General features: G+C 44.4%; 13 protein-coding genes. 5 read left to right on the plus strand and 8 right to left on the minus strand.

Annotation, left to right across the window (positions count from 1 at the left end):
• Positions 1–306: 306 nt before the first annotated feature.
• Together L7D49_RS10015 and L7D49_RS10020 are read left to right on the plus strand one after the other, a co-directional pair.
• A complete protein-coding gene (locus L7D49_RS10015) occupies positions 307–1,422 on the plus strand; it encodes a hypothetical protein (protein WP_238080695.1) in 1,116 nt (371 codons plus the stop codon).
• A 44-nt stretch (positions 1,423–1,466) separates the two neighbouring features.
• Positions 1,467–1,805, plus strand: a complete 339-nt coding sequence (locus tag L7D49_RS10020; RefSeq protein ID WP_238080696.1) for a hypothetical protein — start codon at positions 1,467–1,469, stop codon at positions 1,803–1,805.
• A gap of 303 nt (positions 1,806–2,108) precedes the next feature.
• Here the strand turns inward: L7D49_RS10020 and L7D49_RS10025 are convergent, their stop codons facing one another.
• A complete protein-coding gene (locus L7D49_RS10025; RefSeq protein WP_238080697.1) occupies positions 2,109–2,405 on the minus strand; it encodes an enoyl-CoA hydratase/isomerase family protein in 297 nt (98 codons plus the stop codon).
• A gap of 135 nt (positions 2,406–2,540) precedes the next feature.
• A complete protein-coding gene (locus tag L7D49_RS10030) occupies positions 2,541–3,518 on the minus strand; it encodes an NAD(P)H-quinone oxidoreductase (protein WP_238080698.1) in 978 nt (325 codons plus the stop codon).
• A 408-nt stretch (positions 3,519–3,926) separates the two neighbouring features.
• Here L7D49_RS10030 and L7D49_RS10035 point away from each other — a divergent pair, with 408 nt between their 5' ends.
• Entirely contained in the window at positions 3,927–9,419 is a 5,493-nt protein-coding gene (locus L7D49_RS10035; RefSeq protein ID WP_238080699.1) for an S-layer homology domain-containing protein, read from the plus strand.
• A 192-nt stretch (positions 9,420–9,611) separates the two neighbouring features.
• On the opposite strand, the gene L7D49_RS10040 is transcribed toward L7D49_RS10035, so the two are convergent.
• Genes L7D49_RS10040 through L7D49_RS10060 form a run of 5 tightly spaced genes read right to left on the minus strand, consistent with a single transcriptional unit; the run spans position 9,612 to position 14,741 of the window.
• Positions 9,612–10,559 carry an AEC family transporter gene (locus L7D49_RS10040; RefSeq protein WP_238080700.1) on the minus strand — a complete coding sequence of 316 codons (948 nt, stop codon included), beginning with the start codon at positions 10,557–10,559 and terminating at the stop codon, positions 9,612–9,614.
• A 59-nt stretch (positions 10,560–10,618) separates the two neighbouring features.
• Positions 10,619–11,770, minus strand: coding sequence for a M20 family metallopeptidase (locus tag L7D49_RS10045; protein ID WP_238080701.1), 1,152 nt, complete (start codon positions 11,768–11,770; stop codon positions 10,619–10,621).
• Between the two features lie 17 nt (positions 11,771–11,787).
• Complete coding sequence (locus tag L7D49_RS10050) at positions 11,788–13,272, minus strand: tripartite tricarboxylate transporter permease (protein WP_238080702.1); 1,485 nt, start codon at positions 13,270–13,272, stop codon at positions 11,788–11,790.
• A gap of 28 nt (positions 13,273–13,300) precedes the next feature.
• The gene (locus L7D49_RS10055) at positions 13,301–13,744 is read right to left on the minus strand and encodes a tripartite tricarboxylate transporter TctB family protein (RefSeq protein ID WP_238080703.1); all 444 of its coding nucleotides are present in this window, start codon (positions 13,742–13,744) and stop codon (positions 13,301–13,303) included.
• A gap of 16 nt (positions 13,745–13,760) precedes the next feature.
• Positions 13,761–14,741, minus strand: coding sequence for a Bug family tripartite tricarboxylate transporter substrate binding protein (locus L7D49_RS10060; RefSeq protein WP_238080704.1), 981 nt, complete (start codon positions 14,739–14,741; stop codon positions 13,761–13,763).
• A gap of 136 nt (positions 14,742–14,877) precedes the next feature.
• Here L7D49_RS10060 and L7D49_RS10065 point away from each other — a divergent pair, with 136 nt between their 5' ends.
• The gene (locus tag L7D49_RS10065) at positions 14,878–15,786 is read left to right on the plus strand and encodes a LysR family transcriptional regulator (protein ID WP_238080705.1); all 909 of its coding nucleotides are present in this window, start codon (positions 14,878–14,880) and stop codon (positions 15,784–15,786) included.
• Between the two features lie 180 nt (positions 15,787–15,966).
• Here L7D49_RS10065 and L7D49_RS10070 read toward each other — a convergent pair whose 3' ends face one another.
• Entirely contained in the window at positions 15,967–16,839 is an 873-nt protein-coding gene (locus tag L7D49_RS10070) for a LysR family transcriptional regulator (RefSeq protein WP_238080706.1), read from the minus strand.
• A gap of 145 nt (positions 16,840–16,984) precedes the next feature.
• On the opposite strand from L7D49_RS10070, the gene L7D49_RS10075 reads away from it, so the two are divergent.
• The gene (locus L7D49_RS10075; RefSeq protein WP_238080707.1) at positions 16,985–18,382 is read left to right on the plus strand and encodes a sodium:solute symporter family protein; all 1,398 of its coding nucleotides are present in this window, start codon (positions 16,985–16,987) and stop codon (positions 18,380–18,382) included.
• Positions 18,383–18,384 lie beyond the last annotated feature (2 nt).

Consider the following 18,384-nt stretch of genomic DNA (forward strand, 5'->3'; position numbering starts at 1 on the left):
TATTTAGTACCATTAATTCTATATACATATTTCTGTATTTAAAAATGAAATAAATCTTTATTTAACAAGTTTTTTACCATACATTAAAATGTATCCGCTTTCTTAATTGGATTATTTGTGGAAATATTTTTAGTTATAATGTACTATTAGTAAGTAAAGAGAAAATAGAACTAGGAGGGGGATTTTTTGATTCTCACGGACACTACATCAGAACGACATCTTTTGAATGATTTTCTCATTTTCACATTTACTCATCCGTTACTCATTCATGGCAAAAAGAGACGGATTTTTATATGGGGAAATTCAATGGAACTCCCAGTTCAAAATGGAAAGTATACCGGTGATTCATTAGATTTGATTGGTACAGATGAAATCGGCAACGTTTGGCTTATCTCTAAGAAGAGGAACGAATTCCATCAGGACAACTCAAAATACGGTTGGTCCCTACTCAATACTTATGCCAATACAATACGGAAATGGTCGGAGACTGAACTGGTCTTAAGTGCGAGGCGATATTTACTAAAGGTAAACGAAAGCTTTCCCTACCCACCATTCCTACCGCACGCCACAAGCGGGCTTTCTGATGCATTTGGGCAATGGGCCATGACATTAGGAAAAAAATATATAGATGGCCTGGCCCTGTACGAAATGACGATGCAGAAAATAAAGAACAAGGAAGCCATTCACTGCTTGTTGTCCGATCAGGATGAAGAAGAGATTTGGAATAACCGGCCTTCCGATACGGTTACGACCCGGGCTATTATTATGTTCTCGGTTGGAGAGGCGAAGATTTGGAGGGACGGGCCTCTTGAGAAGAATCCAGGCGTCATTGGAAGCCAATGGAAACACGGTACATGGACATCCCTTATGGAGCGACCAGGACCGGTGAAACCAACTCCGGAGCGGCTTCCTCTACTGTTGACAGATAACGTCATCCCTACCTATACTTCCATCTTAAGGTTCATGCAGGAGCTGGGATGGAACGGTAAGTATACGGCCAACCCCAAGGCATTCCGCTTCGATCTGCCAACCATCTACAGTGAGCCGATACGGATCCATATTGGCTGGGTGAAAGTAGAAGAGAATAACAGCAGCCAAGCCCGCACACCGTATCAGCTCGGGTTAAAGTTTAATATTGACTTCAAGCAATTCATTCGGTCAAGTGATAAAGAGTTGCAGGACATGGGCTATTCGCTAGCTAAGCGGTTAGCGAGGAAAGCACGTTATCACAATAAAGGGACGGACTTCTCTATTCTGGAATCTGGTTGGACAGTCGAGGATGTGCGATCGACTAGTTGGGAAGGCGATATGTATCGTTATATCGATGACAAAAACCGATACTTTACCGGCCTGCCGGAAGAACAAAAAGACTTAGAGGGAGCCTTTCTCTTTTTACAGGAAATTGTTTCAAGGAATGTATAAGAAGGAATGTCGAAGAAAACGGAAAGCAGTCAGGAGTAGTAGAATTGAAAAAAATTAAAATCAAGATACCAGATGGTTTGCTTGAAGGCAAGATATGTTTGGCAGAATTCATCCATCCCGAGCAGCAAGAGATCGCCATTGTTCTAGTAGGAGACAACATGGATGAGAATAAATTAAAGACACATGCTTCCCACATTATCCGAGTCTGTTTCTTTCTACTAGTAGACGGTGAATATCATTACGTAAAGGAGCTGGAATCCTTCTCATTTAATGATTTCCGTACTGCTCAAGCCCTTCTCCTGTCGTTGCCGAGTATGTCGGCCTTTGATTTGATGATCTATCAAAACGGGATTGGTTTGTCGCAAAGTAATATGCTGCAATAACTATTGAAATAAGATACGAAATAATAAAACAGCAATCATTCAAGGATCATATGAATGGTTGCTGTTTTATTATTGTTTACAGAATCTAGTTTTGAACGAGTGTGAGGTATAACCAGAAGATTAAATTATACTAGTATGTCTGCTGAGGCAAGTTCTTCTTCGAAACACATTTACCAATAGCCATACTCATCCAATCTACATATAGCATTTCGCGTTTCCACCATACCCAGCGTTCACGCTTTTGACAAATGTTAGGATGGTGTTCTCTTGGTTGGCCTGTCACGTGGACTCCACGTCGGACCCTCACAACGGAAAAGTACGGTCACTTTCTTTCCTTTCCAGTGCTAAGGTGTTACCGCCAACCGGTATCATTGAATTGATAAGCTTTTTCGTCATTGGGAGGGCGGCTGCCGGGCTTTTGTTCAAGGCTTCTATGAACTGCTGCACTTCGTCAAACAGCCTTGTGCCGCTCACTACGCGGTTGACCAGACCGATTCTCAGTGCTTCGTCCGCGCCAATCGGTTCTGCCAGCATGATAAGCTCTTTTATTTTCGCAGCTCCGATTAGATGGACGAGCCGCGGCGTGTCTCCGGGGGGCATGTGGTAGCCCTACCTAACTCCTCCGTATCTTAAACGAGGAATTAGGCTTATGATGTTAAAGCTCCTTAGTTAATTTCCTTCTCTGTTCTAGAAACCCCCAAAAAAGTCACCAGTATCAAGTATCCTCTACTCGTATTAATCTATCTTTAAAATAATCTTTCCAATATTTTTGTTGTTCTCCATATGTTCATGGGCTTGTTGGATTTGATTAAAAGGAAAAACTTGATCAACAATCGGACGAAGCTTGTTATTGGCAAAAAGGTCTATCGTTTTGGTGGAAAATTCATTTGTCAGTGCTACCTTGTATGAATCACTTCTTGGTGTAAGCAATGTGCCTGTCAGCTGAATGCGTTTTGACAATAAATCCATTAAATTAACGTTATCTATATTTGCCCCTCCTAAAATTCCAATTAACACCCACCGCCCATCTACTTTGATACTCGAAATATTTTTATTCCAATAGGATGCACCAATAAAATCAAGAATCAAATCAACCCCTTGATTTTTAGTGATATTCAATATTTCCTCATCAAAGTTCTGTTCCTTATAGTTGATACATATATCAGCCCCTAAGGACCGGCAAAAATCCAGCTTCTCTTCCGATCCGGCTGTCGTTATGACATTCGCTTGACCGAGTTCCTTCGCAAGTTGAATCGCTGCAGTTCCGACTCCACTCCCGCCAGCGTGGATCAGCACGTTCTCATTTGCACGTAATTGTCCAATCCAAAATAGCGTTTGATAGGCGGTTAAAAACACTTCAGGAATAGCAGCACCTTCCTCATATGTAAGCTGTTCAGGAATCACCATCGCTCTGTCAGCCGGCATTACAACGTATTCGGCATAACCGCCCCCATTCACAAGCCCCATAACGCGCGTACCTACCTCAATTTCTGAACCTGCGCCTACTTCTTCAACAATTCCAGCAACTTCTACACCTAAGATGGGATTATCCAAATACCCCAAACTCTTTTCACGATTAATAATATCCGTTCGGTTAACAGCTGATGCTTTCACCTTGATTAATATTTCCCCATCCTTTGGGTTTGGTTTATCATGTTCTATAATTTGTAATTGCTCTGCACCGCCAGGTTTTTTTACAATGATTGCTTTCATGTTGAACCTCCTGTGGTATTTACTTGATTCTATATTACAAAAAAAGATGCTTCTCAGTATTTAAAGCACACTATATTTATCCTTTATCCTTTGTATTTTATATAATTTAAATACCCTAAAACAACATTATTGACTAACTTCAATCAGATCTATCCTCCGCAAAACGTAACCCCCGTATTACCTTACCCTAAAAGGATGGCAAGTTCTTTCTGAGAGAAGCCAGCTTCTAAAACATTTTTGAATTAATTATGAACCTGGAACTCAGTGATCACTAGTCCTAACTATCCACTGGACCCCTTCGCCATTTCATTCGAACTTAACTCACTCTTTACAATCCCTCAACACCCTCTTGACAATCCATCTCTACAATATGAATTGTTGTTTACTAGATAAAGAGGAGATGTTGTTGTGAAAAAGCCTATGCTGTCGATTGCGTTGGCGGGCAGTTTAGTATTTTCGGGAATTGCACCGTATGCGGTCGTCCAAGCCAATCCCCCTGTTGAATGGTCCGCATCTCAAAATGGATTGGACGCCGTTCTTATTACGGAGCTCATGCCGAATAGTTTGAATGTCGGAAAGTCGGATGCGTATGAGTACATAGAGCTCTATAACTCCCTGTCCGAGCCTGTTTCGTTGAAAGATATCAAGCTTATCTATGCCTATCCGGATGGAAGGTCAGCGGACTGGAATTTCATCGAAGAGAAGGTGATCCAGCCGGGCGAAACAATGGTGGTTTGGGTGAAAAATGCCGCCAATGCTACGCTGACTCGTGACGATTTTAACCACATCTACGAAACAGACATACCGGAAAGTCATTTGACGTACATCGAGACGGCCGGCATGCATAACACCCAAGCCCGTTCTCTCGCGGTTGCCACCATATCAAATGAGGTGTACTCGAAAGTCGAGTATACGCCGGAGCAAGTCATTGAACATAAGAGTATTGCATTTAAGCACACAGCAGAGGGCACTGGCGTGAATGTAACTTCTGAGATTTCAGATCCAACACCAGGCTCCCTTCATGCTGGACAAGTACCCGGTGCAGACTCCGCTAGTCCTGAACAAGAACAGACACCAGACACGACTACTCCTGAACAGGAGCAGACACCAGGCACGACTACTCCTGAACAGGAACAGACACCGGACTCGACTGTCCCTGAACAGGAATCAACGCCTGACACCACTGTCCCTGAACAAGAAGAGACACCGGAAACCACTGTCCCTGAACAGGAGCAGTCCGAACCTTCTCAAACAGAGACAGACTCATACGACGCCCAACAAGTTCCCTATCTGCTCGTCACTGAACTTGTTCCGGACAGCACAAATGTCGGCAAGCTCGATGGCTATGAGTTTATCGAAATCTATAACAACTCCACCGAAGATATTAATCTGAACGACTATACGCTTCGCTACCGGTATCCGGCGGAAGGACCAGGGGGAGATTTAATCTGGCGCCATACGGCAAATGATCTAATCATTCCTTCTGGGAAGACGATGGTGTTCTGGGTCATTAATAGCGACAATGGCGAGAAGACAGTTGCCGATTTCAATGCGAATTATGGCGTAAACCTTGTGGAAGATGTAGACATCGTCAAAATCTATAATGGCGGTATGGCCAATAGTAGTATGCGCGGTGTCGCCATCGCAACGAATACCGGAGATGATATTTCCGTCGCCTACTATTTCGACGAACCGAATGTGGATGATACGAAAGCCGACAAAGGAATCTTCTATACGTTCCCGCGTGAAGCTGGTACTACCACCATGGTGAAGTACAGCGCAGGCACCGAAGCGGCTACGCCTGGCTCCGTTTCCCCTGTCCAAGTGCCCTATGCGAAAGTGCAATTGCCCGTTTCCACTGAAACACTGGTCGCAGAAGATTTGACGCCCAAAGAGCCAATCAAAGACAAGCAAAATCTGAATATGAAATTTAGCATTAGCGAGCCTTCAGTAAAAACAGTACGCTTTTTCTATAAAACATCGACGGAAATGGACTACCGTTCCATCTATTTAACACATAAAAATAGCATCTATTCGCACATCATTTATTCTCCGGAATTAATCGGCAGTGATGCGATCCAATACTACCTGGAAATGTCGGATGGACGAACTGTGACTAAAACGGATGTTGCCTCCATCGACATTAAAAGTGAATCGAAAGAGCAGACCGGTTTGAACGTTACCCAAGGCGCGCTATTAAAACGGATTGCGCTTCTTAAAGCATATGGGGCCAATGCTTCGTTATGGATTAATAATGAAGACGTAACTGCCCTGACTGCCCCTTCCCTTTCCGGACAGGCGTATTTCGCATTCGACGTCAAAAAGGTGAATCTTTATTTTAAAAATGGCGTGACCATCGGAGATGAAATCATTCATATTTTCGATGATACGATCAATACGTATCAAACATTGACGGTACCAATTGATCCAAAGTATTTCACTGTAGGGGAAGCGACAAAAATCGCCATCCGTTCCGGCACAAAAGTGTCTCCGTTTGATCAAGAATCGGAAGAGAACCGTGATGACTTCCAAGTGAAAAACGTCAGACTCGTCCTCGATGACGGAACGACAATCTATGATCCGCTCTTTTCGGATCTGGACAAGGAACTTCTTGTCGGGGACGGAGCGAGCGCTACAGAGTTCTTCGAATTCGCATTCAACGTACCGGCGGAGCAGTTTAAATCGAGAGCTTATAAATGGGATACGACCAAAGCCGCAAACGGAAGGCATACCATTGAAGCACGCGGAGAGGCGTCTGCCAAAATTGATGTCACAGTGGACAACGAAGCACCAACAATTTCTCCTTCTATCGATAATGGCGAAGCGTACAAAGGAGAATTTGTAATTGATGCTGAAGCTGCGGATGAATTCTCAGGCATCGCTTCCCTTGAAGCACAACTTGACGGTGAACAGATTACTCTTCCGTATACGACATCGTCAGCTCTTTTATCTCCGGGAGAGCATATGGCTGTGTTCACAGCGACCGACAAGGCAGGGAATGAATCGATTCAAAAGGTCACATTTTCGGTGATCGATGAACGTCCAAACGAACCTGTAGCGATCACGCCAAAAGATGGTGCAGTAAATGTCGACCCAGCAAGTGTGTCTCTGAAAGTCCGTGTCTCGGATCCTACCGAAGATGCGATGGACGTCAGCTTCTATGAAGGGCATGAAATAAATGCGGCGGATGAACAAGTGAAAGTGTATGAAAACAGCACGGATGTCGAGCCGCCGAATGAACTGATCCCTGCCGGTGAAACCATCGTTAAGCGAAAAGACAAAATGGCCAAAGCAGATGGCGTCTATTATGAAACGTCATCCACTAGCCAGTTCCCGTACCAGCGGTTTGAAGTGGAAGTCGGCGATTCGGTAGATGAAACCGACGAAATCGTCTTGAACTGGGAAGGCAAGTCATTGATCGGCAGAAAAGTGTCCATGTATACATGGAACAACGAAGTGAATAAGTGGGAGCTGCGGGACTGGAAAATCGCGAAGGACAATGGGAATTTCAAATTGACCGGAACGGTGAAAGGCCATTCCTACATTACTGACGGCAAAGTCCAGGTCATGATCCAAGACGAGATCTCAGCCTCTCCCGAATTCGACTATTCCTTCGTCTGGATGTCGGACACGCAGTATTACTCGGAAAGCTATCCGCATATTTACGATCGCATGACGAAATGGATAGCGGAAAAACAGAAAGACTTGAACATTAAATATGTATTCCACACAGGAGACCTCGTGGACAAAGTCGATCAGGAAATCCAATGGACGCGTGCGGATGAATACATGAAAACACTTGATAACGCGAACATTCCGTATGGCGTGCTTGCCGGGAACCACGATGTCGGCCATAAGACAGGCGACTATAACAAGTACGGCGAATATTTTGGTGAGAAGCGTTTCAAAGACCAGCCTACCTATGGAGAGTCCTACAAAAACAACCGCGGCCACTACGATTTGATCAGCGTGAACGGAAACGACTACATCATGCTGTATATGGGCTGGGGCGTGGATGACGAGGACATCGCCTGGATGAATAAAATATTGGCGGAGCATCCGAATCGCATGGCATTCCTGTCGTTCCACGAATACTTACTTGTCTCGGGGAATCGCAGTCCCATCGGCGATCAGATTTACAATGAAGTCATTTTGAACAATCCGAACGTCGTAGCAGTGCTTTGCGGTCATTACCATGACAGCGAACTGCTAATCGATCCGATTGACGATGACGGAGATGGCGTTCCGGATCGGAAAGTCTATCAAATGCTTGCCGACTACCAAGGCGGACCTGAAGGCGGACAAGGCTTTATGCGCCTATTGAAAGTGAATCCCGTCGAGAATAAAATCCATGTTCAAACGTACTCCCCGTATTTGGAGAAGTACAATTACTACAGCACCGAAGAGTACCCGGGGAAAGACGAGTTTACGATTGACATGGACCTTGCGCCACAAGAAAAACTAGTGGCGACAGATTTCTTCGAAGTCGAGATCTTCACCGATACGAAACTCGGCGAACAGAAAAACGTGGCACACGCCGACTTTGCGGAAACGACATGGAATGACCTAGCCCCTGCTAAGAAGCACGGTTGGTACGTCAACGTCGCAGATGGTTTTGGCGGACAAACCCGTTCGGCAGTTTGGACATTTATGACCGCAGGCGGAAATGGACAGCCAAGTAAGCCGAAGCCGCCTGTAGAGGAAGAGACACCACCTGGTCAGCAGCCAGGAAATGGCGGCAAGCCGATCAAGCCAGGCAAACCTGACAAGCCGCATATTCCAGTGAAACCGGCTCCGCCAGATAATGATAAAGGGCCGTCTAAACCAGACGACAACAAGCAGGAACCATCTGGCAAGGATAAACAGATTCAAGTGACAGTCGATATGCTCGACCTAAACGAAAAGCAAGTGATTTTGCAAGCGAAGAATGAGGGAGATACGGCTTGGATTTTATCTGCGGATATACTTAAAACAATCAAGAATTCGAAAAAGCCAGTCGTGTTCCAAACAAACGCAGGCCATTCCGTAACCGTTCCAGCTAGCGTGTTCTCTTCCAACAAAGGAAACCAAATGACCGTGGAGATTGCGGTTGTTGAAGAAGAGGAGATTGAAAAGCAGACAGTTCGCTATGCTGATACAGTAGATGTCAACATGAAGATAGATGGCAAGAAGGTTAAATCTCCAGTCGTTGTTCAATTGAAGCTGACAAAAGAAGTGGAAAAAGGATATACGACAGGTGCAGCATATATGAATGGCAAGTGGGTCTATGCAGGTGGCTATAAAAAGGATGGCTACTGGATCTTCCCTTCCACCGAAGCAACTCGCATGACCGTCATGAGCAAACAGCCGACGTTCAAGGATACGAGCAAACATTGGGCCAAATACGAAATCCACTCCTTGTCATCCCGCCTCGTAACAAGCGGGAAAAGTGAAACGCGGTTTGCACCGAGCGCGAAACTGACAAGAGCAGAATTCACGGTATGGTTGTCCACCGCATTCCAATTGCAGCTTGAGGACGTGAAGGGAGACTTTACAGATGTGCCTACCTCCAAAAAAGCAACTACCCAGCATATCGAAGCGGCAAGACGCGCAGGGATCGTACACGGCAAACCGGACGGCACCTTCGATCCGGACGCCATGATTACCCGCCAGCAAATGGCAACGATGCTAGTCCGTGCGTTGGAAGCGAAGAATCCTGAGCTGATTCAAGAAGACGCGTCCAAGAAGAAATTCAAAGACGAGAAACGCATAAGCGGATACGCGAAAGACGCCGTAGCCAAAGTATCAGCGGCAGGCTTAATGAACGGCCTTGAAGATGGCACCTTCCAGCCAAAACGCAACATCACCCGCGGCGAAACAGCTGTGATTCTCTGGAGGCTGTTGGAAGTTAAGAAGGATTAATAGATAGGAGTTGGGCTGCCCTGAACGATATTTGGCGTTCCGGGTAGCCTTTTTTGTGTTACCTTCTTACTGACTTACTGACTTCACCCCTCAAATTCCCGCTTATATATGTTGCTCTGCTGGAATGTTCCAAACTAGAATTTTCCCCATTGAAAATTCCCCTATGATTTTATGAAGAGTACAACTGGTCCACTATAGCAAATATAAATTCAGCAAATATATTATTACCGGGATAGTAAACAATGCAGCGAGAGTGGAGATGATTGTCGTAACTATTCCCATCTCCTCATCAGCTGAATACTTCGCAAAAAGAATAGATGAAAGGGTAAGTGTCGGCATTGCAGCCTGGATGAGCATTGTTTGCAACATGATATTATCTAGTGATAGAGCCTTCCCAACCATTACGGCGAAAATCGGCATGAGCACTAACTTTACAGATATCGGTAGCCACAGCGTGGAACGAGAGTTCTTAATACTTTGAGAGCTTGTTTGGATTAGACTCATAATCATGATTCCGATATAAAACATGGCGAGCGGGGCTGCAATGGCTGCCAGACGATCGAATAGGTCTTGCAGCAAATAAGGTGGATGATAGCCGATGACTACCATTGCCATGCCAATAATAATGGCAAGCAGCGGTGGGTTGATCATCGTACGTAGCATCCCTAGACCGATACGAGGATTTTTTTGCAATAGCAAGGCGCCGACTGTCCAGATAGTAAAGTCCACACCCGCATCGAATATCGCTGCATATAATGCCCCTTCCGGACCTAGCAAAACGGCACAGAGCGGTATGCCAATAAACCCTGTATTGCCTAAGCCTGAAAGAATGGCGAGTTCTCTAGCCCGGTTCACCTTTTTATGAAATAGGATAGCGAACAGATAGCCAATCCCAATGCCGATTACATTAAACCCAATGGAGAAGAGGAAAACAAAGCCGATCTTCCTGAGAAGACTGCCGTCAATTTCGATTTGAAAAATACTCGAAAGGATGATACACGGCATTCCCACATTGACAATTAAACTGATAAAGACATTTCGTGTATCTGCATTAAAATGAAATGTCCTTGCCAGTAGAACACCAATGCCTATCATTAGGGTGATAATCCCAATCGAATGCAGAATAAGACCGAGCGCCAACAGATAACCCTCCTTTCTTTCTATAGAAAACACTGTGCAAGATGCACAGTGTTTCAGTGTCAGTCTACTTGTTTTAGGTATTGCAAGATGGAAGTGGCGAGCAATAGTGTTCGTGGACCAAATGTTTCAAGTTCCATATATTCATCTACGCCATGCCAGTTCCCGCCGACCGGGCCCATTCCGCAGATCGTTGGAATGCCGAGAGAGGCCGTGAACCCCGCGTCGGCCGCTCCTTTCGTCCGTTGCTCGGTCACATTATGTCCCAGTTCTCGGCCAGCCCGTTCTACTGCCCTAAACAGAGTTTCCACTCCCGCATGTTTTTCCATCGGCAACATGCCGATTTTGCCAGACAGCGTACTTTTTGATCCAGAAACATAGGAATGATCCACGATTTTCTGAATGGCCCCCACTGTTTGGTCATATTGTTCCTCCGTCCAAAAAGCAAGATGTATTGTTGCAGACGCGGACGGGGAAACCACATTGTTCCCTATCCCTCCTTCGATTTTTCCAAAATTCACTGTAATACCCTTTTCAACATCCATCAATTTCTTTATTTCAATCATTTTCAACGCGAGCTCATCGTTTGCACTGATGCCTTTTTCAATAAAAGCCCCGGAATGCGCGGCCTTCCCTTCTACACTAATTTTCAGATGGGCCGACCCTTTTCGGGCAGTAACTACCGAACCGTCCGGACGACCCGGTTCCAGGTTGAATACCGCAAGCGCATTTTCTGCACGTTCTTGAATGGTTGCTCTGGAAAGAGGCGATCCGATTTCTTCATCAGGCGTAAATAGAAGCTCAAGATCACATATTTTATCGCCCGCCAATTCTTTCAGTGCAACGGCAGCTTCCATCATGATTACAAGTCCGGATTTCATATCTGACACGCCGGGTCCATGTAATAAATCGCCTTTCCGGCTGAATGGCCGTTCCTTTGCCGTACCGATAGGAAACGCGGTATCCATATGCCCCATAAGCAAAACCTTTCCAGGTCGGTTACCGGGAATAGTCGCGATAATCGTATCTCCAAAATCTTCATTACGCTTTACTTCATAGCTAATACCCTCTAACTCAAGCCTTCGCCGAATTAATTCCCCAACCTGATTGACTGAATGCTTGTCAGTTGCAGAGCTATCCGTATTCACTAATTTCTCAAGAAAATCGATAGCGGAAGCTTGCCGTTCTTCTAGAAATTTCTTCATATCTTGCATTCTTGCACTTCCCCTCCTCACCCATGCGCTTTTCTCTTTTTCCATTCACTTAAGAGAATCACAACAAAAATGATGCATGTGATGGCCAATATGACAACGCTCACCGGTCGTGTCACAAAAATAGAAAAATCATTTTGTGATAACAGCATGGAACGTCGGAAATTCGTTTCGATAATTGGCGCTAAAATCAATGACAATAACATTGGCGCTAGCGGAAGGCCAACCTTGAGCATGCCATAGCCGATTAGTCCGAAGACGAGCATCACGAGTACATCAAACGTCGAATTCGCAATCGAATAAGAACCAAGCACACAAAGAACTACAATTGCAGGCATCAGAATTTCTTCCGGTATTTTTAAGATTTTAGGAAAAACCTTTGATGCCCCCAGACCAAGGATCAGCATAAAGACATTGGCGACAATCAATGCCATAAAGATTCCATAGACGATATCTCCGTTTGTCGTAAAGAGCATCGGTCCAGGGGTCAAACCTTGTATCATTAACGCACCGAGCATGACCGCTGTAATGACATCTCCCGGAATACCGAGGGTCAACAGTGGCACAAGCGCTCCGCCGGTGACAGCATTATTTGCCGATTCAGTTGCGGCAATGCCATCAATATTCCCTTTGCCGAATTTTGATTTATCCTTCGACACACGTTTCAATTCATTGTAGGCAACAAAGGAAGCTACTCCAGATCCGGTTGCCGGGATAATGCCGACAAATGTACCGATGGCCGATGAGCGTAATAAATTGAACCAGTTTCGTTTCAATTCTGCAGCCTTGAGGCCTATAGAGGAGTTTCCTATTTTACTTCTCAGTTCTTCTGATTTTCCTTCCAGTCGGGTCAGGACTTCGGAAATCGCAAACAAACCAACAAGGGCAGGAACCACATCAATTCCATTCAGCAAATTTGCATTCCCGAACGTGAAGCGATTGGTTCCCGTAATGGGATCCATGCCAATCACGGCGATGAAAAGACCAATGAGTCCTGCCATAACTCCTTTCAGCAGCGAGTCGCCCGAGACACCCGCAACGATGGAAATTCCAAACAGAGCAAGAGCGAAATATTCAGGTGGACCAAACGACAAAGCCACTTTGGCAAGCTGCGGAGCGATGAAAATAAGAGCGACGCAACTAAACAATCCCCCGATCGTCGAAGCCACAGTAGTCATCGTTAATGCCTTTTTGGCTTGCCCCATTTTGGTCAAAGCTGGGCCCTCCAGCAAGGTTGCAGCAGCTGCAGCAGTCCCCGGAGTTCCCACAAGTATCGCTGTGATGGATCCTGCATAAACAGCTCCGACATAGACACCGAGAAGTGCACTGAATCCAACGACAGGATCTAGGCCAAACGTGAGTGGAATCAGAAGTGCGACCCCCATCGTGGCTGTCAATCCCGGAAGAGCACCAAAAATGATGCCGAGACCTACACCGATAAGGTTTGCAAGAATCGCAGCAGGGGCTAATGCGAACAATAAACCTGCTATCACTTCACTTGACATAGGTTGTCCTCCTTTCCAATCAATTTATTTAAGGTAATGGAATTTTAAATGCCATAGTGAACACTATGTATAGCACCACTGGTACAACAATAGAGACGGTACCGAGCAACAAAATTTTGCGGATTCCAAAAATCCACTGAGCCACCAGCAAGAACAGAATGGTGGATATAATGAATCCAGTCACAGAGAATAATAGGATATAAGCAATGAGAACCACAATCAATGCAAGGATTTTACCGATAGCTGCACGGTCAAATTGAGTCGGAGAGGGGCCGGCCTCTTGTCTCATTCGAAAAGCTGCGCCTGTCACAAGGAACACAGATGCAATTGCCAAGAGGGCCAAAATAAGTTTGGGAAAGAAGTCCGGCCCATATGGCTGTCCGTTCCCTAGTTGGTTGGCCATCAAGAACCCCGCTACTGAAAACAGCAACAGGATTCCCCCCGCCGAAATATCTACTATCTCTTTCCTCATCGTCACACCCTCCTCATCAGTCGTTCAGCGATGTAACTACTTCTTTATTTTTTTCGTTCTCGTCTTTCACTTTCTTTGTAAAGTCTTCAGCATTTAAGTACGCAATTGGGATACCAGCTTTTTTAAACTGTTCTATTACACCTGGATCTTCAAGCGCCTTTCGGATGCTTTCATCCAACTTGGAAATAATATCGTCCGGCGTATCTTTCGGCGCCATCATCCCGAACCATGCCCCATTCCCGATCAAATCATAGCCTAGCTCCTCAAAGGTAGGCACATCCGGCAATTCCTCCAATCGCTCTTTAGAGGTTACCGCTAAGATCGTAAGACCATTGCCGTCGTGGGGAAGCAATTCGGAAATCGTATTCACTGAAGCATTGATATGGTTGCCAAGCAACGCAGTTACAGCTTCGGCACCGCCTTCAAAGGGAATATGCTCCATATCGAGATCACCCTGACTCTTTACGAATGCAGCTGTCACCACGTGCTGATGAAGGCCTGCACCTGTCGTTCCATAGGTCACTTTTTTCTCATGAGCGAAATTCATCAACTCTTCCAATGTTTTAATTCCAGAATCTGAATTCACCGCAATACCATATGGAGCTTCAGAAATCTGAGCAATCTGCTTAAAATCCGTTGTCACGTCATACCCGACATTGTTGGCATTCGGGGTGAGCGTGGAAGGTCCAACCGCTGTTAGAATGATATTATAGCCATCCGGCTTTGCTGACTTTACGGCAGTCATTCCAGTAGAACCAGCTCCACCCGGTTTCGAAATAATATTTACCGTTTCACCAAGATCTTTCTGAACAACTTCACTCACAATCCTTGCCTGCAGATCAGCACTTCCCCCTGCTGCATATGGGATGGTCAATGAAATGGCTCGTGATGGATAATTATCAGCTGATTCCACTTTTCCACCTGTATTTGAGCATGCAGCCATCCCCATTACCAACACACCAAGGGTCAACACTTTAAGACTCTTAAATAATTTCATGTGATTTCCTCCTAGTTCATCAATTGAATCAATGAGCAATATTGATACTTATTAGAATTTTATATTGCAAACGGTTACATGTAAAATATATAATAAGACTGAAATATATATCTTTTATATATAAGAGGGGTGTCCGATGGATCTAGAAAAGTTAAGATACTTTGTAAAAGTGGTTGAATCAGGCTCTGTTTCAAAGGCCGCCATATCTCTCAACATGACACAACCTCCCCTTAGCATCGCAATTCGCAAATTGGAAGAGGAACTAGGCGTAGAGCTATTCAGCCGAAACGGCAAAAGGTTGACCTTAACGGAAACTGGGCTTTTTCTTTATGAGCGAGGGAAAGAACTGCTATTATCTTCGATGGAAATTAAGAAAGAGGTAGCCGAATACGACTCCGTCCGGCATGGTACTGTAACCATTGGCTGTTCCACGATCGCCAACATCACGATTATCCCTGAAGTCGTCAAACGCTTGAACGAACGAGGCATTCGCATTACAACACGTGTCTTTGAAGGCAATACTGCATTCATCTTGGAACAATTGCGTCTCCATAAGATGGATATCGGGCTCGTTCGAAACATCTTTGACAAAAAAGACTTCCATACAACCGCTCTTTTATCAGAGCCACTTTATGTGGCATTGCCACCTGAGCATCCGTTAGCAGACAAAGAAACGGTGGAATTAAAAGAACTGGAGGGAGAGAACTTCCTCATGCCCCACACAACACTTGGCTATGGTATTTCAGACTTCATATTAGAGGGCTGCGATGCAGCAGGCTTCACACCAAATGTCATCTATTGGGGAACTGAGACATTTCCTATGCTGAACATGGTTTATGAGAATCTGGGGATTGCCTTCGCCCCCTCTCTCTTTCGGAATATCAACTACTTCAAACTGCCGCCACTCGTGAGACTTACAAATCCAACTATTGAAGCCAAGCTAAATTTAGTTACCTTGAAAAATAGTATAAAAACAGCTGCCACTGAACAATTTTTGGCGGTTACGAAGGAAGTAATTGAGGAGTTGCCGATTGAAAGGAAATGAAGTACATGGGGTAACAAGAAAAGATATATACAGCCTGCAAAAATAACTAAATGCAGGCTTTTTGGTTAGCATTCTAATGTAGATTTGCAAGTTTTTACAATCTCACAAAGAGATTAATTGCTATAGAAGTATAGTATATATAATTTTTTCGATCTGAGAAGGTCGAACCCTTCCCACTATTTATATCTCCCCCACCATCTCAATAAACAAATCAACAATCGGCAAACGCGCTTCTGTATTCCAAGCAATACAGTTCTTCATTGTGACATCACAATTCCGAATTGGCAGGAACACCACTTCCCCTCTATTAAAATAACTTATTAACGCTGGGACAATCGCTATACCCATATTGGCTGCAACAAGAGGTAGGATAGTTTGCAGTTCATGGGTTTTCTTTCTGATATGAGGATTAAAGCCTGCCGTATTACAGATGTTGATAATGGCATCATAGTATGCCGGGCCAATTTCACGTGGTGTCATGATGAAATTTTCATCTTTCAGTTGTAACAAATCAATTCCTTCTATTTCTTTAGCTAATGGATGGTTGATCGGGAGGACGACTTGATATGGATATTCAGCTACCACATTCGATTGAATGTTTTTTCTTTCGATCGGTCCAGGAAGAAGACCGATGTGTATTTCCTTTTTGTCCAAAGCGATTAATTGTTCGGACGTTGGCATTTGTTCCAATTGTATTTGGACGTCCGGATATTTTTGTTCGTACATTTTAAGGATTTTCGTCAAAGTGCCATAATCGGGACCAAATCCAATTTTCAACGACCCCAGCATGCCACTGTTGATTAACTTCGTGTTTTGAATGGCTGCGTTTAGGTCGGTGTTTATCTTCATTGTTTCACGATAGAAATACCGCCCTGCTTCAGTAAGCGCCACTTTTCGCTTGGTGCGATAAAATAATTCCACCTCTAGATATTCCTCTAACTTCTTTATCTGCTGGCTTAATGGCGGCTGCGTCATGCCTAACCTCTTCGCCGCCTTCCCAAAATGCAATTCCTCCGCAACTGCAACAAAGTACATGAGTTGACGAATTTCCATAATGACCTCCACTAAGTCGTTTTTCGTATTAATAATCAATAAAAATCGAATTGGTAATATTAATCAATATAACATAAACTAATTTTTAAGAATAGTAAGCAATTATTCAGTCGAAATGGTAGCGCATACAAAAGGAGGAATGGATATGGGAATGGACTTTAACCCCAATTTATTGTGGTATGTAATCGGCTATGGCATTTTCATGATCATCTTGGGGATTGTGTATTCAAAAAAAGTATCAACAAGTGATGACTTCATATTGGCAGGAAAATCGCTGGGGCCTGTCGTGTTGATGGGTACGTTGCTAGCGACTTGGGTAGGAAGTGGAACAGTTACTGGGGGACCGAACTCGATCGCGTATTCGTATGGATTATGGCCTGCCGTCGGTTATGTTTTACCTTCGCTAATCGGCATAGTCGTATTGTTTCTTATCTCATCTAAAATTAGAAATTACGGGAAATATACAATTTCAGAAATACTGGAAGTAAAATACGGAAAGTTTGCAAGCATGGCCGCAGCCATCATTATTATTTTGGCCTATGTCGGTATTGTATCTTATCAATTTAAAGGAGTCGGTTTCATCCTCCATGTTTCTACTGGTGTTTCCGTAGAAACTGGAACATTGATAGGAGCGGCCATCATTATTTTCTTAGCTACAATTGGAGGGCTTATGTCTGTTGCTCCTACCGATGCGTTTAGTGCCTTTTTAATCTTGATTGGTCTCATTATTGCAGTCCCTATTGTCATTTCAGTAGGCGGTGGCTGGAGTGAAATCACGTCAGCTGTTCCTACTGAAAACTTAAATCTTTTGGGCAGCCTGACTCCCCTTCAATTCTTAGGCTTTTATATACCTGTTCTCTTTTTATTACTGGGTGATCAAAATATGTACCAAAGGATATCAGCTTCAAAAAGTGACAGCACGACTAAAATCGGTACAACTGGGTGGATTATCGGCATGCTCATTTCCACACCACTCGTAGCTGTGATTGCATTCAGCTCAAGAGCAATCTTTCCTGATATTGACCCGGGCATGGCATTGATCGCAACTACGTTAGTAATCCCAACTTTTATTGGCGGCTTACTAATAGCAGCTGTTACTGCATTCATTGTAACGACTGGCAACTCATACTTACTGTCCGCAGCTACGAACGTTACATATGATATTTACGGAAAATATATTAATAAAAACTCCACAGATAAACAGAAGTTACTCTTTACAAAAATACTAATACCTGTACTCGGGCTTATTGCGTTTGTATTAACGACTTTCTTCCCTTCCGTCTTGGCGATTCAAATGTATTCCTACACGGTATATGGGGCAGGCATAACCCCCGCGTTGCTGGCTGTCTTCATATGGCCGAGTGTCACAAAGCAAGCAGGAATCACTTCGATGATAATTGGAGTTTTGACAACTCTAGGCTGGGAGTTTGCGGGGAATCCACTCGGCATCAATAGCGCTTTGATCTCAATCCCGGTCGCTATCCTGGCATTGGTTATTGTAACACTCGCAACAAGAAACAAACTACAACCACAATCAGTTTAATT

The sequence above is a fragment of the Sporosarcina cyprini genome (assembly GCF_022048975.1).
GTDB lineage: Bacteria > Bacillota > Bacilli > Bacillales_A > Planococcaceae > Sporosarcina > Sporosarcina cyprini.